This window comes from Streptomyces sp. CC224B (genome assembly GCF_030010595.1).
Classification (GTDB): Bacteria; Actinomycetota; Actinomycetes; order Streptomycetales; family Streptomycetaceae; genus Streptomyces; species Streptomyces longispororuber.
Map to the genome: position 1 here is coordinate 20,733 of NZ_JASCXL010000079.1, position 22,951 is coordinate 43,683.

General features: G+C 66.8%; 30 protein-coding genes. All 30 read right to left on the reverse strand.

The window, feature by feature from the left end; genetic code table 11:
• Positions 1–43 precede the first annotated feature (43 nt).
• The 30 genes from map to QK440_RS28015 all read right to left on the reverse strand — a co-directional run bounded on the left by map (position 44) and on the right by QK440_RS28015 (position 22,747).
• Positions 44–880 carry a type I methionyl aminopeptidase gene (gene map, locus QK440_RS27870; RefSeq protein ID WP_282795987.1) on the reverse strand — a complete coding sequence of 279 codons (837 nt, stop codon included), beginning with the start codon at positions 878–880 and terminating at the stop codon, positions 44–46.
• Between the two features lie 141 nt (positions 881–1,021).
• On the reverse strand, positions 1,022–1,678 hold the full coding sequence (locus tag QK440_RS27875) for an adenylate kinase (protein WP_282795988.1): 657 nt from the start codon (positions 1,676–1,678) through the stop codon (positions 1,022–1,024).
• Positions 1,678–2,991, reverse strand: a complete 1,314-nt coding sequence (gene secY, locus QK440_RS27880) for a preprotein translocase subunit SecY (protein ID WP_282795989.1) — start codon at positions 2,989–2,991, stop codon at positions 1,678–1,680. Before secY ends, QK440_RS27875 begins: the two co-directional genes overlap by 1 nt.
• Positions 2,992–3,218: 227 nt before the next feature.
• Positions 3,219–3,674, reverse strand: coding sequence for a 50S ribosomal protein L15 (gene rplO / locus QK440_RS27885; RefSeq protein WP_190134818.1), 456 nt, complete (start codon positions 3,672–3,674; stop codon positions 3,219–3,221).
• Between the two features lie 2 nt (positions 3,675–3,676).
• Entirely contained in the window at positions 3,677–3,859 is a 183-nt protein-coding gene (gene rpmD, locus QK440_RS27890) for a 50S ribosomal protein L30 (RefSeq protein ID WP_055418359.1), read from the reverse strand.
• Positions 3,859–4,464 carry a 30S ribosomal protein S5 gene (gene rpsE / locus QK440_RS27895; protein WP_190134819.1) on the reverse strand — a complete coding sequence of 202 codons (606 nt, stop codon included), beginning with the start codon at positions 4,462–4,464 and terminating at the stop codon, positions 3,859–3,861. Before rpsE ends, rpmD begins: the two co-directional genes overlap by 1 nt.
• Positions 4,465–4,504: 40 nt before the next feature.
• On the reverse strand, positions 4,505–4,888 hold the full coding sequence (rplR, locus tag QK440_RS27900) for a 50S ribosomal protein L18 (RefSeq protein ID WP_190134820.1): 384 nt from the start codon (positions 4,886–4,888) through the stop codon (positions 4,505–4,507).
• A 3-nt stretch (positions 4,889–4,891) separates the two neighbouring features.
• The gene (gene rplF, locus QK440_RS27905; RefSeq protein ID WP_282795990.1) at positions 4,892–5,431 is read right to left on the reverse strand and encodes a 50S ribosomal protein L6; all 540 of its coding nucleotides are present in this window, start codon (positions 5,429–5,431) and stop codon (positions 4,892–4,894) included.
• Positions 5,432–5,455: 24 nt separating this feature from the next.
• On the reverse strand, positions 5,456–5,854 hold the full coding sequence (rpsH, locus tag QK440_RS27910; protein WP_019888762.1) for a 30S ribosomal protein S8: 399 nt from the start codon (positions 5,852–5,854) through the stop codon (positions 5,456–5,458).
• Positions 5,855–6,078: 224 nt separating this feature from the next.
• Complete coding sequence (locus tag QK440_RS27915) at positions 6,079–6,264, reverse strand: type Z 30S ribosomal protein S14 (RefSeq protein WP_003956452.1); 186 nt, start codon at positions 6,262–6,264, stop codon at positions 6,079–6,081.
• 5 nt (positions 6,265–6,269) lie between these two features.
• The gene (rplE, locus tag QK440_RS27920; protein ID WP_190134822.1) at positions 6,270–6,827 is read right to left on the reverse strand and encodes a 50S ribosomal protein L5; all 558 of its coding nucleotides are present in this window, start codon (positions 6,825–6,827) and stop codon (positions 6,270–6,272) included.
• On the reverse strand, positions 6,827–7,150 hold the full coding sequence (gene rplX / locus QK440_RS27925) for a 50S ribosomal protein L24 (RefSeq protein WP_282795991.1): 324 nt from the start codon (positions 7,148–7,150) through the stop codon (positions 6,827–6,829). The genes rplE and rplX overlap by 1 nt, the downstream gene beginning before the upstream one ends.
• A gap of 2 nt (positions 7,151–7,152) precedes the next feature.
• Positions 7,153–7,521, reverse strand: coding sequence for a 50S ribosomal protein L14 (gene rplN, locus QK440_RS27930; protein ID WP_003974257.1), 369 nt, complete (start codon positions 7,519–7,521; stop codon positions 7,153–7,155).
• Between the two features lie 93 nt (positions 7,522–7,614).
• Positions 7,615–7,902 carry a 30S ribosomal protein S17 gene (gene rpsQ, locus QK440_RS27935; protein ID WP_282795992.1) on the reverse strand — a complete coding sequence of 96 codons (288 nt, stop codon included), beginning with the start codon at positions 7,900–7,902 and terminating at the stop codon, positions 7,615–7,617.
• Entirely contained in the window at positions 7,902–8,126 is a 225-nt protein-coding gene (rpmC, locus tag QK440_RS27940; protein WP_010036720.1) for a 50S ribosomal protein L29, read from the reverse strand. The genes rpsQ and rpmC overlap by 1 nt, the downstream gene beginning before the upstream one ends.
• Complete coding sequence (gene rplP / locus QK440_RS27945) at positions 8,126–8,545, reverse strand: 50S ribosomal protein L16 (protein WP_190134825.1); 420 nt, start codon at positions 8,543–8,545, stop codon at positions 8,126–8,128. Before rplP ends, rpmC begins: the two co-directional genes overlap by 1 nt.
• A 5-nt stretch (positions 8,546–8,550) precedes the next feature.
• Positions 8,551–9,390: a 30S ribosomal protein S3 gene (rpsC, locus tag QK440_RS27950; RefSeq protein WP_087885483.1), complete on the reverse strand. Its 840-nt coding sequence runs from the start codon at positions 9,388–9,390 to the stop codon at positions 8,551–8,553.
• On the reverse strand, positions 9,390–9,737 hold the full coding sequence (rplV, locus tag QK440_RS27955) for a 50S ribosomal protein L22 (protein WP_030685471.1): 348 nt from the start codon (positions 9,735–9,737) through the stop codon (positions 9,390–9,392). Before rplV ends, rpsC begins: the two co-directional genes overlap by 1 nt.
• Before the next feature lie 40 nt (positions 9,738–9,777).
• Positions 9,778–10,059, reverse strand: coding sequence for a 30S ribosomal protein S19 (rpsS, locus tag QK440_RS27960; RefSeq protein ID WP_010036728.1), 282 nt, complete (start codon positions 10,057–10,059; stop codon positions 9,778–9,780).
• A 12-nt stretch (positions 10,060–10,071) separates the two neighbouring features.
• Positions 10,072–10,908 carry a 50S ribosomal protein L2 gene (rplB, locus tag QK440_RS27965; RefSeq protein ID WP_282795993.1) on the reverse strand — a complete coding sequence of 279 codons (837 nt, stop codon included), beginning with the start codon at positions 10,906–10,908 and terminating at the stop codon, positions 10,072–10,074.
• A gap of 38 nt (positions 10,909–10,946) precedes the next feature.
• Entirely contained in the window at positions 10,947–11,363 is a 417-nt protein-coding gene (gene rplW / locus QK440_RS27970; protein ID WP_282795994.1) for a 50S ribosomal protein L23, read from the reverse strand.
• Positions 11,363–12,013 carry a 50S ribosomal protein L4 gene (gene rplD, locus QK440_RS27975; protein ID WP_282795995.1) on the reverse strand — a complete coding sequence of 217 codons (651 nt, stop codon included), beginning with the start codon at positions 12,011–12,013 and terminating at the stop codon, positions 11,363–11,365. Before rplD ends, rplW begins: the two co-directional genes overlap by 1 nt.
• Positions 12,014–12,021: 8 nt before the next feature.
• Positions 12,022–12,666 (reverse strand): 50S ribosomal protein L3, encoded by a 645-nt coding sequence (rplC, locus tag QK440_RS27980; RefSeq protein WP_138961312.1) that lies wholly within the window; start codon positions 12,664–12,666, stop codon positions 12,022–12,024.
• Positions 12,667–12,680: 14 nt separating this feature from the next.
• Positions 12,681–12,989: a 30S ribosomal protein S10 gene (gene rpsJ / locus QK440_RS27985; RefSeq protein ID WP_003948644.1), complete on the reverse strand. Its 309-nt coding sequence runs from the start codon at positions 12,987–12,989 to the stop codon at positions 12,681–12,683.
• Between the two features lie 515 nt (positions 12,990–13,504).
• Entirely contained in the window at positions 13,505–14,698 is a 1,194-nt protein-coding gene (gene tuf, locus QK440_RS27990; protein WP_282795996.1) for an elongation factor Tu, read from the reverse strand.
• A gap of 154 nt (positions 14,699–14,852) precedes the next feature.
• Complete coding sequence (gene fusA, locus QK440_RS27995; protein WP_282795997.1) at positions 14,853–16,979, reverse strand: elongation factor G; 2,127 nt, start codon at positions 16,977–16,979, stop codon at positions 14,853–14,855.
• 39 nt (positions 16,980–17,018) lie between these two features.
• On the reverse strand, positions 17,019–17,489 hold the full coding sequence (gene rpsG, locus QK440_RS28000; RefSeq protein WP_003974303.1) for a 30S ribosomal protein S7: 471 nt from the start codon (positions 17,487–17,489) through the stop codon (positions 17,019–17,021).
• Positions 17,490–17,491: 2 nt separating this feature from the next.
• A complete protein-coding gene (gene rpsL / locus QK440_RS28005) occupies positions 17,492–17,863 on the reverse strand; it encodes a 30S ribosomal protein S12 (protein ID WP_003948652.1) in 372 nt (123 codons plus the stop codon).
• Between the two features lie 313 nt (positions 17,864–18,176).
• A complete protein-coding gene (locus QK440_RS28010; protein WP_282795998.1) occupies positions 18,177–18,704 on the reverse strand; it encodes a DUF1707 and DUF4190 domain-containing protein in 528 nt (175 codons plus the stop codon).
• Between the two features lie 128 nt (positions 18,705–18,832).
• Complete coding sequence (locus QK440_RS28015) at positions 18,833–22,747, reverse strand: DNA-directed RNA polymerase subunit beta' (RefSeq protein WP_282795999.1); 3,915 nt, start codon at positions 22,745–22,747, stop codon at positions 18,833–18,835.
• Between the last annotated feature and the right edge of the window lie 204 nt (positions 22,748–22,951).

Here is a 22,951-nt window from a genome sequence, read left to right on the forward strand (position 1 = left end):
GGTCCCGCCCGGGGGCCCGCCCCGGGACCGCCCCCGCCGGGTCCTAGCCCAGCGGGTCCGGCGCCGCCACGACCCCGTACTCGGCCAGCTTCGCCTTGCCGCCGTCGGGCGCGGTGAGCACCAGCGGCCCCTGCTCGGTCAGCGCGACGGAGTGCTCCCAGTGCGACGACCAGGTCCCGTCGGTCGTGATGACGGTCCAGTCGTCCGACAGGACCTCCGTCTTCGGGGTGCCGAGGGACACCATCGGCTCGATGGCCAGGCAGAAGCCGGGCACCAGCTTCGGCCCGCGGCCCCGCCGCCGCTCGACGTAGTTCAGCAGGTGCGGGTCCATATGCATCTCGGTGCCGATGCCGTGCCCGCCGTAGTCCTCGATGATCCCGTACTTGCCGCTCGCGGGCCGCGGCTGGCGGCGGATGTACGTCTCGATGGCGCGGGAGATGTCGACGAGGCGGTTGCCCTGCTTCATGGCCGCGATGCCGGCCCACATCGACTCCTCGGTGACGCGGGAGAGCTCGACCAGCTCCGGGGCGTGACCGCTGCCCACGAACGCCGTGAACGCCGCGTCCCCGTGCCAGCCGTCGACGATCGCGCCGGCGTCGATGGAGATGATGTCCCCGTCCTCCAGGACGACGTCGTCGCTCGGGATGCCGTGCACGACGACCTCGTTCTTCGAGGTGCAGATGGTGGCGGGGAAGCCGCCGTACCCGAGGAAGTTCGACTTGGCGCCGTGCTCGGCGAGGACCTTGCGGGCCACGTCGTCCAGGTCCTTCGTGGTCGCGCCCGGCACGGCCGCCTCGCGGGTGGCCCGGTGGATGGCGGCGACGACAAGTCCCGCCGCTCGCATCGTGGCGATCTGCTCGGGAGTCTTGATCTGCACCATGTCCGGGCCTGAGCCTTTCTGAACCTACGAGTACGACGTGCGGGGCACCCTCAACGATACGGCCGCACCGGAGCCCCGCGCCCCGCCCACGGCTGGGCCGCGGCACCCCGTGCGGGGTACCGCGGCCCGGTCACGCAGGTGTCAGGCGTTCTCGCCCGCGAGGGCGGTCATCGCGCGCTTGGTGACCTCGTCCACCTTGCCGAGGGCGGAGATCGTGACCACCAGGCCCTGGGCCTTGTAGTGGTCGATGATCGGCTCGGTCTCGCGGTGGTAGACGTCCAGCCGCTTGCGGACGGTCTCTTCCTTGTCGTCCTCGCGCTGGTACAGGTCGCCGCCGCAGACGTCGCAGACGCCTTCCTGCCGCGGCGCGCTGTACGTCACGTGGAAGACGTGGGCGGAGTCGTTGCGGCAGATGCGGCGGCCCGCGATGCGCTTGACCACCTCGTCCTCGGGGACCTCCAGGTCGAGGACCGCGTCCAGCTTCTGGCCGTCCGCCTTCAGCGCCTCGTCGAGGGACTCCGCCTGCGACACGTTGCGCGGGAAGCCGTCGAGCAGGAAGCCGTTCTCCGCGTCGGGCTGCGCCATGCGGGCCTTGGCCATGCCGATGGTCACCTCGTCCGGGACGAGGTTTCCGGCGTCCATGTAGGACTTCGCCAGCTTGCCGAGCTCCGTCTGCTGACTGATGTTGGCCCGGAAGAGGTCGCCCGTGGAGATGTGCGGGATCGACAGGTTCTTGGCAAGGAAAGCAGCCTGCGTTCCCTTGCCGGCACCGGGCGGTCCGACGAGGACGATTCGCATCAGCGGAGGAACCCTTCGTAGTTGCGCTGCTGGAGCTGGCTCTCGATCTGCTTCACGGTCTCCAGGCCCACACCCACGATGATGAGGATGCTCGTCCCACCGAAGGGGAAGTTCTGGTTCGCGTTGAAGCCCACCAACGCCATCGTCGGCACAAGAGCGATCAGACCCAGATACAGCGAGCCCGGCCAAGTGATCCGGTTGAGTACGTAGCTCAGGTACTCAGCGGTCGGTCGGCCAGCCCGGATGCCCGGGATGAAGCCACCATACTTCTTCATGTTGTCCGCGACTTCCTCCGGGTTGAAGGAGATCGCCACGTAGAAGAAGGCGAAGAAGACGATCAGGACGAAGTAGGTGACGATGTAAATCGGGTGGTCACCCTTGGTCAGGTTCTGCTCGATCCACGTCTTCCATCCCGCGTTGCCACCGGCGAACTGGGCGACCAGGGCCGGGATGTAGAGCAGCGACGAGGCGAAGATCACAGGGATGATGCCCGCCTGGTTGACCTTCAGCGGGATGTACGTCGACGTCCCCCCGTAGGACCGGCGGCCGATCATGCGCTTCGCGTACTGCACCGGGATGCGGCGCTGCGCCTGCTCGACGAAGACGACCAGGCCGACCATGAACAGGCCGACGAGGATGACGGTGCCGAACTCGATCCAGCCGCCCGCCAGGTCGCCCTGCTTCTTGATGCCCCACAGGGCGGCGGGGAAGGTCGCGGCGATCGAGATGAACATCAGGATCGACATGCCGTTGCCGATGCCGCGGTCGGTGATGAGCTCACCGAGCCACATGACCGTGGCCGTACCGGCGGTCATGGTGATGACCATCGTGGTGGTGACGAAGATCGACTGGTCCGGCACGATCTCCGAGGCCACCGGGCAGCCCTGGAACAGGGTGCCGGTGCGGGCCGTGGCCACCAGGCCGGTGCCCTGCAGGATGGCGAGCGCGATGGTCAGGTAGCGCGTGTACTGCGTGATCTTCGCCGTGCCCGCCTGGCCCTCCTTCTTGAGGGCCTCCAGACGCGGGATCACCACGGTCAGCAGCTGCAGGATGATGCTCGCCGTGATGTACGGCATGATGCCGAGCGCGAAGATCGTGATCTGGAGGAGCGCGCCACCGCTGAACATGTTGACGAGACCGAACAGGCCCTGGTTGGCGTTGGCCGCGTCGATGCACGTCTGGACGTTCTTGTAGTCGATGCCCGGGATCGGGACGTGCGTCCCGAGCCGGTAGATCACGATGATGCCGAGCGTGAAGAGCAGCTTCTTGCGCAGGTCGGGCGTCTTGAACGCCCGGGCGAACGCGGTGAGCACGGTGCCTCCTGCGACCCCCGCGCTACTGCGTCAGAGGTGACGGTGGTGTGTCCGACGGATAACTACGTAAAACCGCCCGGCCGGTCGCGAGACAGACCGCGCGGAAAGTAACAGTGCACGCCACCTTACCGGCGACCGTGCCCCCCTTGGAACGACCAACCGGGGATGCCCCATTTGTGGGGCATCCCCGGTCGGGATCGCTCAAGTCATCGAGACGCCTGAGTGACTCAGACGAGCTCGGTGACGGTACCGCCGGCGGCGGTGATCTTCTCCTTGGCGGAGCCGGAGACGGCGTCGACCGTCACCTGCAGCGCCACGGAGATCTCGCCCTGGCCGAGGACCTTGACAAGGCTGTTCTTGCGAACGGCGCCCTTGGCGACCAGGTCGGCCACCGTGACCTCGCCACCCTCGGGGTAGAGGGAGGCGAGCTTGTCCAGGTTGACGACCTGGTACTCGGTCTTGAACGGGTTCTTGAAGCCCTTCAGCTTCGGAAGACGCATGTGGAGGGGCATCTGGCCACCCTCGAAGCGCTCCGGAACCTGGTAACGAGCCTTCGTACCCTTGGTACCACGACCGGCCGTCTTACCCTTCGACGCCTCACCACGACCCACACGGGTCTTGGCGGTCTTGGCGCCCGGGGCGGGACGGAGGTTGTGGATCTTGAGCGGGTTCTGCTCCGCCATGATCAGTCGACCTCCTCGACCGTCACGAGGTGGCGGACGGTCTGCACCATGCCGCGGAACTCGGGGCGGTCCTCCTTGACGACCTGCGTGTTGATGCCCTTGAGACCAAGGGAGCGCAGGGTGTCACGGTGGTTCTGCTTGCTGCCGATGTACGACTTCACCTGCGTGATCTTGAGCTGAGCCATTACGCACCAGCCCCGGCACGCGCACGCAGCAGAGCCGCGGGGGCGACGTCCTCGAGCGGCAGACCGCGGCGGGCCGCGATCTCCTCGGGACGCTGCAGGCCCTTGAGGGCCGCCACGGTCGCGTGCACGATGTTGATCGCGTTGTCGGAGCCCAGGGACTTCGACAGGATGTCGTGAACACCGGCGCACTCGAGCACGGCACGCACGGGACCACCGGCGATAACACCGGTACCCGGCGACGCCGGCTTGAGCAGGACGATGCCCGCGGCCTTCTCACCCTGAACCGGGTGAGGGATGGTGCCGGCGATACGGGGGACCTTGAAGAAGTGCTTCTTGGCCTCCTCAACACCCTTGGCGATGGCGGCCGGCACCTCCTTGGCCTTGCCGTAACCGACACCCACGGTGCCGTCACCGTCGCCCACCACGACCAGCGCGGTGAAGCTGAAGCGACGACCACCCTTCACAACCTTGGCGACGCGGTTGATCGCGACAACGCGCTCAACGTACGCGGTCTTCTCGGCGGCAGCTGCGCCGCCGTCACGGCCCTTCCGGTCCCGCCGCTCGCCGCCACCGGCACCGCCACCGCGGCGCTGGGGTCCAGCCATTGGATTTACCTCTCTCTTTTCCGCTAGCTACGCAGCGAGCTCAGAACTTGAGCCCGGCCTCGCGGGCGGCGTCGGCGAGGGCCGCGATGCGACCCGCGTACCGGTTACCACCACGGTCGAACACGACAGCCTCGACGCCGGCGGCCTTGGCACGCTCGGCGACCAGGGCGCCGACCTTGCCGGCCTGCGCGGACTTGTCGTCCGAGCCACCACGGATGGACGCGTCCAGGGTCGACGCCGACGCCAGGGTGTGACCCTTGATGTCGTCGATGACCTGAGCCACGATGTGGCGGTTCGAGCGCGTCACGACCAGACGGGGACGCTCAGCCGTACCCGAGACCTTCTTGCGGACCCGGATGTGGCGGCGCTTGATCGCGGCACGCTTGTAGGCGTCGCCCTTAGCGATCTTCGTACCGTATGCCATGGCTTACTTACCCGCCTTTCCGACCTTGCGGCGGATGACTTCGCCCTCGTACTTGACGCCCTTGGCCTTGTACGGGTCGGGCTTGCGCAGCTTGCGGATGTTGGCCGCAACCTCGCCGACCTTCTGCTTGTCGATGCCCTCGACCGAGAACTTGGTCGGCGACTCGACCTTGAACGAGATGCCCTCGGGCGCCTCGACCAGGATCGGGTGGCTGTAGCCGAGCGAGAACTCCAGGTTGGAGCCCTTCGCGACGACGCGGTAACCGACACCGCTGATCTCGAGCTTCTTGACGTAACCCTGGGTCACACCGGTGATCATGTTCGCCACCAGCGTGCGGGACAGGCCGTGCAGGGCCTTGTTCTGACGCTCGTCGTTCGGGCGGGTGACGTTCAGGACGCCGTCCTCACCCTTAGCGATCTCGATCGGCGACACGACGGTGTGGCTCAGGGCGCCCTTGGGGCCCTTCACCTGGACCGTCCGGCCGTCGATGGTGACGTCCACGCCGGCGGGAACCGTGATGGGGAGCTTGCCAATACGCGACATAGCTGTTTCCTCCGTTCCCTTCCGCTACCAGACGTAGGCGAGGACTTCCCCACCCACGCCCTTCTTCTGCGCCTGCTGGCCGGTGAGCAGACCGTGGGACGTGGAGATGATGGCCACGCCCAGGCCGCCGAGCACCTTCGGCAGGTTGGTGGACTTCGCGTATACACGCAGACCAGGCTTCGAGATCCGCTTGATGCCCGCGATGGAGCGCTCACGGTTCGGCCCGAACTTGAGCTCGAGGACGAGGTTCTTGCCGACCTCGGCGTCCTCGACCTTCCAGCCGGTGATGAAACCCTCCTGCTGGAGGATTTCCGCGATGTGCGACTTGATCTTGGAGTGCGGCATCGACACCGAGTCGTGGTACGCCGAGTTCGCGTTCCGCAGACGCGTAAGCATGTCTGCGATCGGATCAGTCATGGTCATGGATTGGCCTTCGGCCTCTCTCGCCGGGGTTTCCTGTATGCGCCATCCCTCTCCCCACACATGGGCGGGACGGGTGCGGCACGGGGACCTACGGCGTAGTAAGTCGTACGAGGGCGGCGGGCGCCCAACCACACAAGCCTACGGCATGCGCGGCCGGGCCCCACCGACCTCACTGCTTACCGAGAGCTTCGGGTAACCCCTGTTGTCCTAGGGACAGAAGGGAATTACCAGGAGCTCTTGGTCACGCCCGGCAGCTCGCCACGGTGAGCCATCTCACGAAGGCACACGCGGCACAGGCCGAACTTGCGGTAGACGGAGTGCGGACGGCCGCAGCGCTGGCAGCGGGTGTACGCGCGCACACCGAACTTGGGCTTGCGAGCAGCCTTAGCGATCAGAGCCTTCTTCGCCATCTCGCTCACGCCTCCTTGAACGGGAAGCCGAGGTGACGAAGGAGCGCGCGGCCCTCAGCGTCATTGGTCGCCGTGGTGACCACGGTGATGTCCATACCCCGGACACGGTCGATCTTGTCCTGGTCGATCTCGTGGAACATGACCTGCTCCGTGAGACCGAAGGTGTAGTTGCCACGGCCGTCGAACTGCTTGGGGGACAGACCACGGAAGTCGCGGATGCGCGGCAGCGCGAGCGACAGGGTGCGGTCCAGGAACTCCCACATGCGGTCGCCACGGAGCGTGACGTGGGCACCGATCGGCTGTCCCTCACGCAGCTTGAACTGCGCAATGGACTTGCGGGCCTTGGTGACGGCCGGCTTCTGACCGGTGATCGTGGTCAGGTCACGGACGGCACCGTCCATGAGCTTGGAGTCACGGGCGGCGTCGCCGACACCCATGTTCACCACGATCTTGACGAGACCGGGGATCTGCATGACGTTCTCGTACTTGAACTCGTCCTGCAGCTTCGACTTGATCTCGTCGCGGTACTTCTGCTTGAGACGCGGAGTGGTGGTGGTAGCCATCAGATGTCCTCACCCGTCCGCTTGGCAACGCGGATCTTGTTGCCCTCGTCGTCAAAGCGGTAGCCGACGCGGGTAACGACCTTCGTGCCGTCCTTCTCCACGACGAGCTGAACGTTGCTCACGTGGATCGGGGCCTCGGTCGTCACGATGCCGCCGGCCTGCGAGCCGGACGCCGTCGGACCGGCCTTGGTGTGCTTCTTGACCCGGTTGACACCCTCGACGAGGACGCGCTCCTGGCGCGGGTAAGCGGCAATGACCTTGCCCTGCTTGCCCTTGTCCTTGCCGGTGATGACCTGGACCAGGTCACCCTTCTTGATCTTCATGCTTACAGCACCTCCGGCGCGAGCGAGATGATCTTCATGAACTTCTTCTCGCGCAGCTCACGGCCCACCGGGCCGAAGATACGGGTGCCGCGAGGGTCGCCGTCGTTCTTCAGAATGACGGCGGCGTTCTCGTCGAAGCGGATGTACGAGCCGTCCGGACGGCGGCGCTCCTTGACGGTGCGAACGATGACCGCCTTGACGACGTCACCCTTCTTCACGTTGCCACCGGGGATCGCATCCTTGACGGTGGCGACGATGACGTCACCGATGCCCGCGTAGCGGCGACCCGAGCCACCGAGAACACGGATGGTGAGGATCTCCTTCGCACCCGTGTTGTCGGCGACACGAAGTCGCGACTCCTGCTGGATCACGTCTATCTCCTGTGTGTCTGCCGGTTCCCCGGGGGCCGATGAACGGCCCCCGGAGCCTGGCGGAACTGAACCTGAAGGAAACCCTTCAGGTGATTACTTGGCCTTCTCGAGGATCTCGACGACGCGCCAGCGCTTGGTCGCGGACAGCGGCCGGGTCTCCATCAGGAGGACGCGGTCGCCGACACCCGCGGCGTTCTGCTCGTCGTGCGCCTTGAGCTTGTTCGTACGGCGGATGACCTTGCCGTACAGCGCGTGCTTGACGCGGTCCTCGACGGCGACGACGACGGTCTTGTCCATCTTGTCGCTGACGACCAGACCCTCGCGGGTCTTGCGGAAACCGCGCGCCTCGGTGTTGTTCTCAGTCACGTTGCTCTCGCTCATCAGGCGCTCTCCACCGTCTCGATGCCCAGCTCGCGCTCACGCATCAGGGTGTAGATCCGGGCGATGTCCTTACGGACCGCCTTCAGACGGCCGTGGTTCTCGAGCTGGCCCGTCGCCGCCTGGAAGCGGAGGTTGAACAGCTCTTCCTTGGCCTCGCGGAGCTTGTTGAGGAGCTCCTCGTTGCCCAGCTCGCGCAGCTCGGACGCCTTGGTACCGGCCGACATCACGCTTCACCTGCCTCGCGCTTGACGATCCGGCACTTCATCGGCAGCTTGTGGGCCGCACGGGTCAGCGCCTCACGGGCGATCTTCTCGTTGGGGTACGACAGCTCGAACATGACGCGTCCGGGCTTGACGTTGGCGACCCACCACTCCGGGGAACCCTTACCGGAACCCATGCGGGTCTCGGCCGGCTTCTTCGTGAGCGGACGGTCCGGGTAGATGTTGATCCAGACCTTGCCGCCACGCTTGATGTGGCGGGTCATCGCGATACGCGCGGCCTCGATCTGACGGTTGGTGACGTACGCCGGGCCCATGGCCTGGATGCCGTACTCACCGAACGCAACCTGCGTGCCACCCTTGCTCATGCCCGAGCGCTTGGGGTGGTGCTGCTTGCGGTGCTTGACCCTACGGGGGATCAGCATGTCGGTCAGGCCTCCGTTCCGGTGCTCTCAGCCGGAGCGGCAGCGGCGGCGGGAGCCTCGGCCTTGGGGGCCTCGGCGGCCGGAGCCGACTGCTGCTGCGGCTTGCGACCGCGACCGCCACGCTCGCCACCGCGGCCACCACGGGCCGGGCGGTCGTTGCCACCACGGGCCGGGCGGTTGCCGGCACGGGCAGCGGCGTTCTCGGCGCGGACCTCGGCGATGTTCTTGACGTCGCCCTTGTAGATCCAGACCTTCACGCCGATGCGGCCGAAGGTCGTCTTGGCCTCGAAGAAGCCGTAGTCCACGTTGGCGCGGAGCGTGTGCAGGGGCACACGGCCCTCGCGGTAGAACTCCGAACGGGACATCTCGGCACCGCCGAGACGACCGCCACACTGGATCTTGATGCCCTTGGCGCCCGCCTTCATGGCCGACTGCATGCTCTTACGCATGGCGCGGCGGAAGGAGACGCGGGAGGACAGCTGCTCGGCAACGGCCTGGGCCACGAGCTGGGCATCGGTCTCGGGGTTCTTGACCTCGAGGATGTTCAGCTGGACCTGCTTGCCCGTGAGCTTCTCGAGGTCACCGCGGATGCGGTCGGCCTCGGCGCCACGGCGGCCGATGACGATGCCGGGACGAGCGGTGTGGATGTCCACCCGCACGCGGTCACGGGTGCGCTCGATCTCCACCTTGGAGATGCCGGCGCGCTCCATGCCGGACGTCATCATCCGACGGATGGCGACGTCTTCCTTGACGTAGTCCTTGTACAGCTTGTCGGCGTACCAACGCGACTTGAAGTCGGTCGTGACACCGAGCCGGAACCCGTGCGGGTTTACCTTCTGGCCCATTACCGGGTTCCTTCCTTGCTGCTGACGACCACGGTGATGTGGCTGGTCCGCTTACGGATCCGGTAGGCACGGCCCTGGGCACGCGGGCGGAACCGCTTCAGGGTCGGGCCCTCGTCCACGTACGCCTCGCTGATGTACAGCGACGAGGCGTCCGTGTGGTCGTAGTTGTGCGCGGCGTTGGCGATGGCGCTGTCCAGCACCTTGCCGACCGGCACGCTGGCGGCCTGCGGGGCGAAACGCAGGACCGCCTGAGCCTCCGTGGCGTCCATGCCACGGATGAGGTCCACCACGCGGCGGGCCTTCATGGGCGTGACGCGGATGTACCGCGCCTGGGCCCTGGCTTCCATGGTTGTCCCTTCGGTGTTAGTCATAGTCGTTCCACCCCGCTTAGCGGCGCTTCGACTTCCGGTCGTCCTTGACGTGGCCGCGGAAGGTGCGAGTCGGCGAGAACTCGCCGAGCTTGTGGCCGACCATCGACTCGGTGACGAACACCGGGATGTGGGTCTTGCCGTTGTGCACCGCGATCGTGTGGCCCAGCATGGCCGGGACGATCATCGAGCGACGGGACCAGGTCTTGATGACGTTCTTGGTGCCGGCTTCGTTCTGGGCGTCCACCTTCTTGATCAGGTGGTCGTCGACGAAGGGCCCCTTCTTCAGGCTACGAGGCATCTCAACCCGTCCTTAGCGCTTCTTGTTCGTCTTGCGGCGGCGGACGATGTACTTGTTCGACGCCTTCTTGGGCGAACGAGTACGGCCTTCCTTCTTGCCCCAGGGCGAGACCGGGTGGCGACCACCGGAGGTCTTGCCCTCACCACCACCGTGCGGGTGGTCAACCGGGTTCATCACGACACCGCGAACGGTGGGACGGACGCCCAGCCAGCGCTTGCGGCCGGCCTTGCCCCAGTTGATGTTCGACTGCTCGGCGTTGCCGACCTCACCGATGGTGGCGCGGCAGCGGACGTCGACCAGGCGGATCTCACCCGACGGCATACGCAGGTGGGCCATCGAGCCCTCCTTCGCCAGGAGCTGCACCGAGGCACCCGCGGAGCGGGCGAACTTGGCGCCGCCGCCCGGACGGAGCTCGATCGCGTGGATCGTGGTACCGACCGGGATGTTGCGCAGGGCCAGGTTGTTGCCGGGCTTGATGTCGGCGCCCGGGCCGTTCTCCACCCGGTCACCCTGCGTCAGGCCACGCGGAGCGATGATGTAGCGCTTCTCGCCGTCTGCGTAGTGCAGCAGGGCGATGCGCGCGGTGCGGTTCGGGTCGTACTCGATGTGCGCGACCTTCGCCGGCACGCCGTCCTTGTCGTGACGACGGAAGTCGATGACACGGTAGGCGCGCTTGTGTCCGCCACCCTGGTGGCGAACGGTCACACGACCGGCGTTGTTACGGCCGCCCTTGCTGTGCAGCGGGCGGACCAGCGACTTCTCCGGCGTGGACCGCGTGACCTCGACGAAGTCGGCGACGGAGGAGCCACGGCGGCCCGGCGTCGTCGGCTTGTACTTGCGGATTCCCATTTCTCAGTCCTCGTCCGATATTCGGACCAGGGTCTCCGTTAGGAGGCCTGGCCGAAGATGTCGATACGGTCGCCCTCAGCGAGGGTCACGATCGCGCGCTTGGTGTTGGCGCGCTTGCCGAAGCCCGTGCGGGTGCGCTTGCGCTTGCCCTGCCGGTTGATCGTGTTGACCCCGGTGACCTTGACCGACCAGACCGTCTCGACGGCCTGCTTGATCTGGGTCTTGTTGGCCCGCGGGTCGACGAGGAACGTGTACTTGTTCTCGTCGAGCAGCGCGTAGCTCTTCTCGGAGACGACCGGCTTGACGAGGACGTCACGGGGGTCCGTGAAGCTCTTGCTCAGCGGCGTCTCGACGGTGTTCTTGCCCTCGGTGGCCTGGCGCTTCGCCTTGGCGACGCGCGCGGCCTTGGCGGCCTTGGCGGCCTTCGAGGCGATGCTCGGGTGACGCGTGGCCATCAGGCTTCGCTCCCTTCGGTGTCAGAGGCCTTGGGGCCAGACACGAAGGACTCGAAAGCGGCCTGGGTGAAGACCACGTCGTCCGAGACGAGAACGTCGTACGTGTTCAGCTGGCCCGGCTCCAGGATGTGGACCTGGGGCAGGTTGCGGGCGGACAGCACGGCCTTCTCGTTCTCGCGCTCGACGACCAGGAGCACGTTCTTGCGCTCGCTGATCTTGCCGAGGAGAGCCTTGACGGCCTTCGTGGAGATGTCGCCCTCGACCACGTCGGAGACGACGTGGATGCGGCTGTGGCGGGCCCGGTCGGTGAGGGCACCGCGCAGGGCGGCGGCCTTCATCTTCTTCGGGGTCCGCTGCGAGTAGTCACGCGGCACGGGACCGTGCACGACGCCACCACCGGCGAACTGCGGCGCGCGGGTCGAACCCTGGCGGGCGCGGCCGGTGCCCTTCTGGCGGTACGGCTTCTTGCCACCGCCACGGACCTCGCCGCGGGTCTTGGTCTTGTGCGTGCCCTGGCGGGCAGCGGCCAGCTGCGCGACGACGACCTGGTGGATCAGCGGAACGCTGACCTTGGCGTCGAAGATCTCCGCGGGGAGCTCGACGGTACCGGCCTTGTCGCCTGCCGGCGAAAGGATGTCAACAGTGCTCATCGGTTACCTCAGGCCCCCTTGGCCGCGGTGCGGACCAGGACGAGGCCGCCGTTCGGACCGGGAACCGCGCCCTTGATGAGCAGCAGACCCTTCTCCGCGTCAACGGCGTGGACGGTCAGGTTCTGGGTGGTGACCCGCTCGTTGCCCATGCGGCCCGCCATGCGGAGGCCCTTGAACACGCGGCCCGGGGTGGCGCAGCCACCGATGGAGCCGGGCGAGCGGTGCTTGCGCTGGGTGCCGTGGCTGGAGCCGAGGCCACCGAAGTTGTGGCGCTTCATGACACCGGCGAAGCCCTTGCCCTTGCTCTTGCCGGTCACGTCGACCTTGACGCCGGACTCGAAGGTCTCAGCGGTCAGCTCCTGGCCGAGGGTGTACTCGGAGGCGTCCGAGGTACGGATCTCGACGAGGTGGCGACGGGGGGTCACGTCGGCCTTGGCGAAGTGACCCTTGAGGGGCTTGTTCACCTTGCGCGGGTCGATCTCGCCGAAGGCGATCTGGACCGACTCGTAGCCGTCGCTGTCATTCGTACGGACCTGGGTAACGACGCAGGGTCCGGCCTTGACCACGGTCACGGGGACGACACGGTTGTTCTCGTCCCAGACCTGGGTCATGCCGAGCTTCTCGCCCAGGATGCCCTTGATCTGCTTGGTCATCTGTTCCGCGCCTCTCAGAGCTTGATCTCGATGTCGACGCCGGCCGGAAGGTCCAGGCGCATCAGCGAGTCAACGGTCTTGGGCGTCGGGTCGAGGATGTCGATCAGGCGCTTGTGCGTGCGCATCTCGAAGTGCTCGCGCGAGTCCTTGTACTTGTGCGGCGACTTGATGACGCAGTACACGTTCTTCTCAGTGGGCAGCGGCACCGGGCCCGCGACCGACGCACCAGTACGCGTCACCGTCTCGACGATCTTCTTCGCCGAGGAGTCGATGACCTCGTGGTCGTAGGCCTTGAGCCGGATGCGGATCTTCTGTCCCGCCATGGCTACTTTGTAGTCCTGTCTCTCGTAACGCTCTGGAACCCTGTGGCCGGATCTTCTGAGGCCCTCCGACCCACGCGGTCGGGCGTGTCGCAGTCCCGCTGACATGGATATCCCTTGGGATTTCCCTGCTAGGGGGCTGCGGCCGTTTGCGACCGCTGGTCCGGGGGAAGCCTGAGAAAGGCCGCCGGGCGCCTGGCTGAGGCACCCCGCTGACGCTTCCCGGAAGATTCCCGTACGTCCGCCCCAGCGCTGCCTGACGGCAGTTGGAGCGACGAGTACCGTGGGACTCGCTTCCAGTCCTCCCGGCGGGAGGCGCGCAGCATCGGCACTCAACCGAGCAACCCCGCTAGTCTGCCATACGGGGCATGCCGGACGCCAATCGAGCCCCTTGTCAAGCTGACCCGCGCCGCGCTTCGCACCCGGAAAGGCGCGCGAGAAGCCCCGCCCACCGGCTGGTGAGCGGGGCTTCTCAGGAGCTCGAGAAGAGCTGCCGGGTCTCCCCGACCGTCAGGTACTTACTTGACGATCTTGGTGACCTGGCCGGCGCCGACGGTCCGGCCACCCTCACGGATGGCGAACTTCAGGCCCTCCTCCATGGCGACGGGCTGGATGAGCTCCACCTTCATCTCGGTGTTGTCACCCGGCATGACCATCTCGGTGCCCTCGGGGAGGGTCACGACGCCGGTCACGTCCGTCGTACGGAAGTAGAACTGCGGGCGGTAGTTGTTGAAGAACGGGGTGTGGCGGCCACCCTCGTCCTTCGACAGGATGTACGCCTGCGCCTCGAACTCGGTGTGCGGGGTCACGGTGCCGGGCTTGATGATGACCTGGCCGCGCTCGACGTCCTCGCGCTTGATACCGCGGAGAAGCAGACCGACGTTCTCACCGGCCTGACCCTCGTCCAGCAGCTTACGGAACATCTCGATGCCCGTAACCGTGGTCTTGGTCTTCTCTTCCTTGATGCCGATGATCTCGACTTCCTCGTTCACCTTGAGGACACCGCGCTCGATACGGCCGGTGACGACCGTACCGCGACCGGTGATGGTGAAGACGTCCTCGATCGGCATGAGGAACGGCTTGTCGACGTCGCGCTCCGGCTGCGGGATCGACTCGTCGACGGCCTTCATCAGCTCGAGGACGGACTTGCCCCACTCGGCGTCGCCCTCGAGCGCCTTGAGCGCGGAGACCTTGACGACCGGAACGTCGTCGCCCGGGAACTCGTACTCGGTGAGGAGCTCACGGACCTCGAGCTCGACGAGCTCCAGGATCTCCTCGTCGTCCACCATGTCGGCCTTGTTCAGGGCGACGACGATGTAGGGGACGCCGACCTGGCGGGCCAGGAGCACGTGCTCCTTGGTCTGCGGCATCGGGCCGTCGGTGGCGGCGACCACGAGGATGGCGCCGTCCATCTGCGCGGCACCCGTGATCATGTTCTTGATGTAGTCCGCGTGACCGGGGCAGTCGACGTGGGCGTAGTGACGCGTCTCCGTCTGGTACTCGACGTGCGCGATGGAGATGGTGATACCGCGCTGGCGCTCCTCGGGAGCCTTGTCGATCTGGTCGAAGGCCGAGGCCTCGTTCAGGTCCGGGTACGCGTCGTGCAGCACCTTGGTAATGGCGGCCGTGAGGGTCGTCTTACCGTGGTCAATGTGACCGATGGTGCCGATGTTGACGTGCGGCTTAGTCCGCTCGAACTTCGCCTTCGCCACTGGGGTCCTCCTGTGGAGTGGTTCTGTACGCCTTACTTCATCGGCGCCAGGTGATCTTTGCTGGGGTGCCCGGGGCCCGGGGCGCTCCGTCCCGGTGAGGGCCGGATTGCCCCGAAGGCTCCGGAGTCAAGCCTACGGCGTGAACTCGGGTGAGTTACTCGCCCTTGGCCTTCGCGATGATCTCCTCGGCGACGTTCCGCGGAACCTCGGCGTAGGAGTCGAACTGCATCGAGTAGCTTGCGCGACCCGACGTCTTGCTGCGGAGGTCTCCGACGTAGCCGAACATCTCCGACAGCGGTACCAGGCCCTTGACGACACGGGCGCCACTGCGCTCCTCCATGGCCTGGATCTGGCCACGGCGGGAGTTGATGTCGCCGATGACGTCGCCCATGTAGTCCTCGGGCGTGGTGACCTCGACGGCCATCATCGGCTCGAGCAGCACGGGGCTGGCCTTGCGCGCGGCCTCCTTGAAGGCCTGCGAACCGGCGATCTTGAAGGCGAGCTCGGAGGAGTCGACCTCGTGGTAGGCACCGTCGAGCAGCGTGACGCGGACGCCGGTCATCTCGTAACCGGCGAGGATGCCGAACTGCATGGCCTCCTGGCAGCCGGCGTCGACCGAAGGGATGTACTCCTTCGGGATACGACCACCGGTGACCTTGTTCACGAACTCGTACGAGGCGTCGCCGCCCTCGATCGGCTCGACCGCGATCTGCACCTTGGCGAACTGACCGGTACCACCGGTCTGCTTCTTGTGGGTGTAGTCCACGCGCTCGACGGCCTTGCGGATCGTCTCGCGGTACGCGACCTGCGGCTTGCCGACGTTGGCCTCGACCTTGAACTCGCGCTTCATGCGGTCGACGAGCACCTCGAGGTGAAGCTCGCCCATACCGCCGATGACGGTCTGGCCGGTCTCCTCGTTGGTGTGCACCTGGAAGGAGGGGTCCTCCTCCGCGAGACGCTGGATGGCGACACCCAGCTTCTCCTGGTCACCCTTGGACTTGGGCTCGATGGCGACCTCGATGACCGGCGCCGGGAAGTCCATGGACTCCAGGATCACCGGCTTCTTCTCGTCGCACAGCGTCTCACCGGTCGTGGTCTGCTTCAGACCCATGACGGCGATGATGTCGCCCGCGCCCACCGAGTCGATCTCCTCACGCTTGTTCGCGTGCATGCGGTAGATCTTGCCGATGCGCTCCTTCTTGCCCTTGACGGAGTTCAGCACCGCGGTGCCGGACTCCAGGCGGCCGGAGTAGATCCGGACGAAGGTGAGCTTGCCCAGGTGCGGGTCGGAGGCGATCTTGAACGCCAGCGCGGCCAGCGGCTCGTCGTCCGACGGCTTGCGCTTGACGACCTCCTCCGGGTCCTTCACGCCGTGGCCCTCGATGGCCTCGACGTCCAGGGGGGAGGGGAGGTAGCGCACGACGGCGTCGAGCAGGGGCTGCACGCCCTTGTTCTTGAACGCGGTGCCGCAGAACACGGGAGTGACGGTGGTGTCGCCGCCCTTGCCGGAGGCGATGGTGATGCGACGGATCGCGGCGTAGAGCTGCTCCTCGGTGGGCTCCTGGCCCTCCAGGTACAGCTCCATGATCTCTTCGTCGTTCTCGGCCACGGCCTCGAGCAGCTTGCCGCGGTACTCCTCGGCAGCCTCGGTGTGGGTGGCCGGGATGTCGACGACGTCGTACGCCTCGCCCAGCTTGGTGTCGGCGGACCAGACCAGGGCCTTCATGCGGACCAGGTCCACGACGCCCTTGAAGTCGGCCTCGGCACCGATCGGGAGCTGCATGACCAGCGGCTGCGCACCAAGGCGGTCCGTGATCATGTCGACGCAGCGGTGGAACTCGGCACCGGTGCGGTCCAGCTTGTTGACGAAGCAGATACGCGGAACGCCGTAGCGGTCTGCCTGACGCCACACGGTCTCGGACTGGGGCTCAACGCCGGCGACGCCGTCGAACACCGTCACAGCACCGTCGAGCACACGCAGGGAACGCTCCACCTCGACGGTGAAGTCGACGTGCCCCGGGGTGTCGATGATGTTGATCGTGTGGTCGACGTCTTCCAGCGGCCAGTGACAGGTGGTGGCAGCAGAGGTGATCGTGATGCCACGCTCCTGCTCCTGCTCCATCCAGTCCATGGTGGCAGCACCGTCGTGGACCTCACCGATCTTGTACGAGACACCGGTGTAGTACAGGATCCGCTCGGTGGTCGTCGTCTTGCCCGCGTCGATGTGGGCCATGATGCCGATGTTGCGCACCTTGGCCAGGTCAAGCGAAGTGGTAGCCATAAGGCTCAGTCTTCTCTCGGTTCTCGATGTGGGTAGCGACTACCAGCGGTAGTGCGCGAAGGCCTTGTTGGACTCGGCCATCTTGTGCGTGTCCTCGCGCTTCTTCACAGCGGCACCGAGGCCGTTGGAGGCGTCGAGGAGCTCGTTCAGCAGACGCTCGGTCATCGTCTTCTCCCGACGGGCACGGGAGTAGCCGACCAGCCAGCGCAGCGCCAGCGTGTTGGCGCGACCGGGCTTGACCTCGATCGGAACCTGGTAGGTCGCACCACCGACACGGCGGGACTTGACCTCGAGGGTCGGCTTGATGTTCTCGAGCGCGCGCTTCAGCGTGATGACCGGGTCGTTGCCGGTCTTCTCGCGCAGGCCCTCCATGGCGCCGTAGACGATGCGCTCGGCGGTGGAGCGCTTGCCGTTCAGCAGCACCTTGTTGATGAGGGAGGTCACCAGAGGAGAACCGTAGACCGGGTCGATGATGACCGGGCGCTTCGGGGCGGGGCCCTTACGAGGCATTCTTACTTCTCCTTCTTGGCGCCGTAGCGGCTGCGGGCCTGCTTGCGGTTCTTGACACCCTGGGTGTCGAGGGAACCGCGGATGATCTTGTAGCGAACACCAGGCAGGTCCTTCACACGGCCACCACGCACGAGCACGATGGAGTGCTCCTGCAGGTTGTGTCCCTCACCCGGAATGTAGGCCGTGACCTCGATCCCAGAGGTCAGACGCACACGCGCGACCTTACGGAGGGCCGAGTTCGGCTTCTTCGGGGTGGTCGTGAACACACGCGTGCAGACGCCACGGCGCTGGGGCGAACCCTCGAGTGCGGGCGTCTTGTTCTTCTCGACCTTGTCCTGCCGGCCCTTGCGGACCAGCTGCTGGATCGTAGGCACTACTTCTCCGGTTTCTGTGTGCCGAATAGTAAAGCTAACCTGGAACGTCACCGACCCACGCGGTCGGGTGTGTCGAATACTGCAGACCCCCGCTGAACGACGGGGAGGGCGCAGATTGCGGTGGCCGGATCAGACTCACGATGCGGTTGAAGACACGCGCGCGAGCCAAGGCACACCCCAGGCACAAGGTCTGAGCGTACCTACCTCATTGGCTGCGGTCAAAACAAATACCCCGCGCCCCGGACACGCCGGGCACCGCCGACGCCGCGGCGGCCCACCGGCCCGGGCCCCGTCCCCCGCTGCCGGACCGGTCCTAGCCCCCGGACGCCGACACGACCAGCAGGAACAGCAGCGTCCACCCCACGATCGCCAGCCAGCCCAGGGCCAGGCCCGCCACCGCCTGGCCGTCGCCGTGCTCGTGGGTGCGGCGGATCTCGGCGCGGGCCATGTGGCCGAGGACGACCGCGGGCACGGCCGAGGCGCCGAAGGTGAAGAACGTCGCGATGCCGCAGACCATGGCCGCGGTGGCCTTGCCGTTGGTGGGCGCCGGCGCGGGCAGGAAGGTGGGCGGCACCCGGGGCGCGAACTGCTGCGGGACCTGCTGCGGAAAGCCCGTCGGGCCCTGGGGCAGGTCGGCGACGAGGAGCCCCAGCTCCCCCACCGTACGGGCGGCGTAGGCGCGCTCCACCCGGCGCTCGTACTCGTCCTGCTGGAGCCGGCCCTCGGCGAACCCGGCGCGCAGCACGTCGACCGCGCGCTCCCGGTCGGAGTGGCCCGCGAGCATCGACGGCTGGCCTTGCTGCCCCGGCCACGGCGCCGGCTGCCACGACGGATTGGTCACGAGACGCACGCTCCCCCACACGGTGTGTGCCCTCCATCATGCGTCAAAGCACCGCAGGGCGGCCACCCGGCACGAGCCGGGTGACCGCCCTGCGGCGGGTGGCGCGCTCGCCGGGGCGAGCGGGCCGACTACTGGTTGTACGGACCGTAGTCGTAGTCCTCCAGCGGAACGGCCTGGCCGGAGCCGGTGCCGAACGGCGAGTAGTCGATGTCGTCGTAGCCGACGGCCGAGTACATCGCGGCCTTGGCCTCCTCGGTCGGCTCGACCCGGATGTTGCGGTAGCGGGACAGACCCGTACCGGCCGGGATGAGCTTACCGATGATGACGTTCTCCTTGAGGCCGATGAGGCTGTCGGACTTGGCGTTGATCGCCGCGTCCGTCAGCACTCGGGTCGTCTCCTGGAAGGAGGCGGCCGACAGCCAGGACTCCGTCGCCAGCGAGGCCTTGGTGATACCCATCAGCTGCGGACGGCCGGAGGCCGGGTGGCCGCCCTCCGTCACGACTCGACGGTTCTCGGTCTCGAACTTGGAGCGCTCGACCAGCTCGCCGGGCAGCAGCTCGGCGTCGCCGGACTCGATGATCGTCACGCGGCGGAGCATCTGCCGGATGATGATCTCGATGTGCTTGTCGTGGATCGACACACCCTGCGAGTTGTAGACCTTCTGGACCTCGCCGACCAGGTGGACCTGGACGGCGCGCTGGCCCAGGATGCGCAGCACGTCGTGCGGGTTGGTGGCACCCACGGTGAGCTTCTGGCCCACCTCGACGTGGTCGCCCTCGCCGACCAGGAGACGGGCGCGCTTCGAGATCGGGTATGCCGTCTCGTCGCTGCCGTCGTCCGGGGTGACGACGATCTTCTTGGTCTTCTCGGTCTCCTCGATGCGGACGCGGCCCGCGGCCTCGGAGATCGGGGCGACACCCTTCGGCGTACGGGCCTCGAAGAGCTCGACGACACGGGGCAGACCCTGGGTGATGTCGTCACCGGCCACACCGCCGGTGTGGAAGGTACGCATCGTGAGCTGCGTGCCGGGCTCACCGATGGACTGGGCGGCGATGATGCCGACCGCCTCACCGATGTCGACCAGCTTGCCGGTGGCGAGCGAACGGCCGTAGCAGAAGGCACAGGTGCCGACCGCCGACTCACAGGTCAGGACCGAACGGGTCTTGACCTCCTCGACGCCGTTGGCGACCAGGGCGTCGATGAGCACGTCACCCAGGTCGACGTTGGCCGGGGCGATGACCTTGCCGTCGATGACGACGTCCTCGGCCAGCATGCGGGCGTAGACGGACGTCTCGACGTTGTCCGCCTTGCGCAGCACGCCGTCGGCGCCGCGCTCCGCGATCCGCAGCTTGAGGCCGCGCTCGGTGCCGCAGTCCTCCTCGCGAATGATGACGTCCTGGGAGACGTCGACCAGACGACGGGTGAGGTAGCCGGAGTCGGCGGTACGCAGCGCGGTGTCCGCCAGACCCTTACGGGCGCCGTGCGTGGAGATGAAGTACTCGAGCACGGACAGGCCCTCGCGGAACGAGGCCTTGATCGGACGCGGGATGGTCTCGTTCTTCGCGTTCGACACCAGACCGCGCATACCGGCGATCTGCCGCATCTGCATCATGTTTCCTCGGGCACCCGAGTCAACCATCATGAAGATGGGGTTGGTCTTGGGGAAGTTCGCGTTCATCGCCTCGGCGACCTCGTTGGTCGCCTTGGTCCAGATCGCGATGAGCTCCTGCGTGCGCTCTTCCTTGGTGATCAGACCGCGCTCGTACTGCTTCTGGACCTTCTCGTCCTGCGCCTCGTAGCCCGCGACGATCTCCTTCTTCGCCGCCGGGACGACGACGTCGGAGATGGCCACGGTGACGCCGGAGCGGGTCGCCCAGTAGAAGCCGGCCGCCTTCAGGTTGTCGAGCGTCGCCGCCACGATGACCTTGGGGTAGCGCTCGGCGAGGTCGTTGACGATCTCGGAGAGCTGCTTCTTGCCGACCTCGTAGTCGACGAAGGGGTAGTCCTCGGGCAGCAGCTCGTTGAAGAGCGCACGGCCCAGCGTGGTCTTCAGGCGGAAGCTGTCGCCCTGCTGGTACTCGCGCTCCGCGACACCCTCGTCACCCTCCTCGGACACCGGCGGGGTCCAGCCGCGCGGCGGGATGGTGCCCACCGGGAAGCGGATGTCGACCTTCGACTGGAGCGAGAGCTCGCCCGCGTCGAACGCCATGATCGCCTCGGCGGTGGAGCCGAAGGAGCGGTCCTCGCCCTTGACCCCGCGGCCCTCGCCGTCGGTGGTGAGGAAGAACAGACCCAGGACCATGTCCTGCGTCGGCATCGTCACCGGACGGCCGTCGGCGGGCTTGAGGATGTTGTTCGAGGACAGCATCAGGATGCGGGCCTCGGCCTGCGCCTCCGCGGACAGCGGCAGGTGCACGGCCATCTGGTCACCGTCGAAGTCCGCGTTGAACGCGGTGCAGACGAGCGGGTGGATCTGGATGGCCTTGCCCTCGACCAGCTGCGGCTCGAAGGCCTGGATGCCGAGGCGGTGCAGCGTGGGCGCACGGTTCAGCAGGACCGGGTGCTCCGCGATGACCTCTTCGAGGACGTCGTACACGACCGTGCGGCCGCGCTCGACCATGCGCTTGGCCGACTTGATGTTCTGCGCGTGGTTCAGGTCGACCAGGCGCTTCATCACGAACGGCTTGAAGAGCTCCAGCGCCATCGCCTTCGGCAGACCGCACTGGTGCAGCTTCAGCTGCGGACCGACGACGATCACGGAACGCGCGGAGTAGTCCACGCGCTTGCCGAGCAGGTTCTGACGGAAGCGGCCCTGCTTGCCCTTGAGCATGTCGGACAGCGACTTCAGCGGACGGTTGCCGGGGCCCGTGACCGGGCGACCACGACGGCCGTTGTCGAAGAGCGCGTCGACGGCCTCCTGGAGCATGCGCTTCTCGTTGTTCACGATGATCTCGGGCGCGCCGAGGTCGAGAAGCCGCTTCAGGCGGTTGTTGCGGTTGATGACGCGGCGGTACAGGTCGTTCAGGTCGGAGGTCGCGAAGCGGCCACCGTCCAGCTGCACCATCGGACGCAGGTCCGGCGGGATGACCGGCACGCAGTCGAGCACCATGCCCTTGGGGCTGTTGCTCGTCTGCAGGAACGCGGAGACGACCTTGAGGCGCTTGAGCGCGCGGGTCTTCTTCTGGCCCTTGCCGGTACGGATGATCTCGCGGAGGCGCTCGGCCTCCTCGTCGAGGTCGAAGGACTCCAGTCGCTTCTGCAGGGCGGCGGCACCCATGGAGCCGTCGAAGTACGTGCCGAAGCGGTCGCGCAGCTCGCGGTAGAGCAGCTCGTCGCCCTCGAGGTCCTGGACCTTGAGGTTCTTGAAGCGGTTCCACACCTCGTCGAGGCGGTCGATCTCGCGCTGGGCGCGGTCGCGGAGCTGCTTCATCTCGCGCTCGGCACCCTCGCGCACCTTGCGGCGCACGTCCGCCTTGGCGCCCTCGGCCTCCAGCTCGGCCAGGTCGGTCTCGAGCTTCTTGGCGCGGGCCTCGAGGTCGGCGTCGCGGCGGTTCTCGATCTGCTGGCGCTCGACGGAGACGTGAGCCTCCAGCGAGGGCAGGTCGCGGGTGCGGCGCTCCTCGTCCACGAACGTGATCATGTACGCGGCGAAGTAGATGACCTTCTCGAGGTCCTTCGGCGCGAGGTCGAGCAGGTAGCCGAGGCGCGACGGGACGCCCTTGAAGTACCAGATGTGCGTGACGGGCGCGGCGAGCTCGATGTGGCCCATCCGCTCGCGGCGCACCTTGGCGCGCGTGACCTCGACGCCACAGCGCTCACAGATGATGCCCTTGAAGCGGACGCGCTTGTACTTGCCGCAGTAGCACTCCCAGTCCCGGGTCGGACCGAAGATCTTCTCGCAGAAGAGTCCGTCCTTTTCGGGCTTGAGCGTGCGGTAGTTGATGGTCTCGGGCTTCTTGACCTCGCCGTGGCTCCACTGACGGATGTCGTCAGCGGTGGCCAGGCCGATCCGGAGCTCGTCGAAGAAGTTGACGTCGAGCACTATGCGTCAATCCCTCTCAGGGTTGTGCCATCTCACGTCAGCGAGATATTGGCGCTTCATCAATGGTCTGTCGGGGTCCGGGGGCCCCCCCCCCCCCCGGGGGGGGGGGGGGGGGGCCGCGCGCACACATAAAAGCGGGGAGGGGGCGGGGGGGGGGCGGGAGGGAAAGGCATCAGCGGCCGGGGGGCGCAGGGGCTCGGGGCG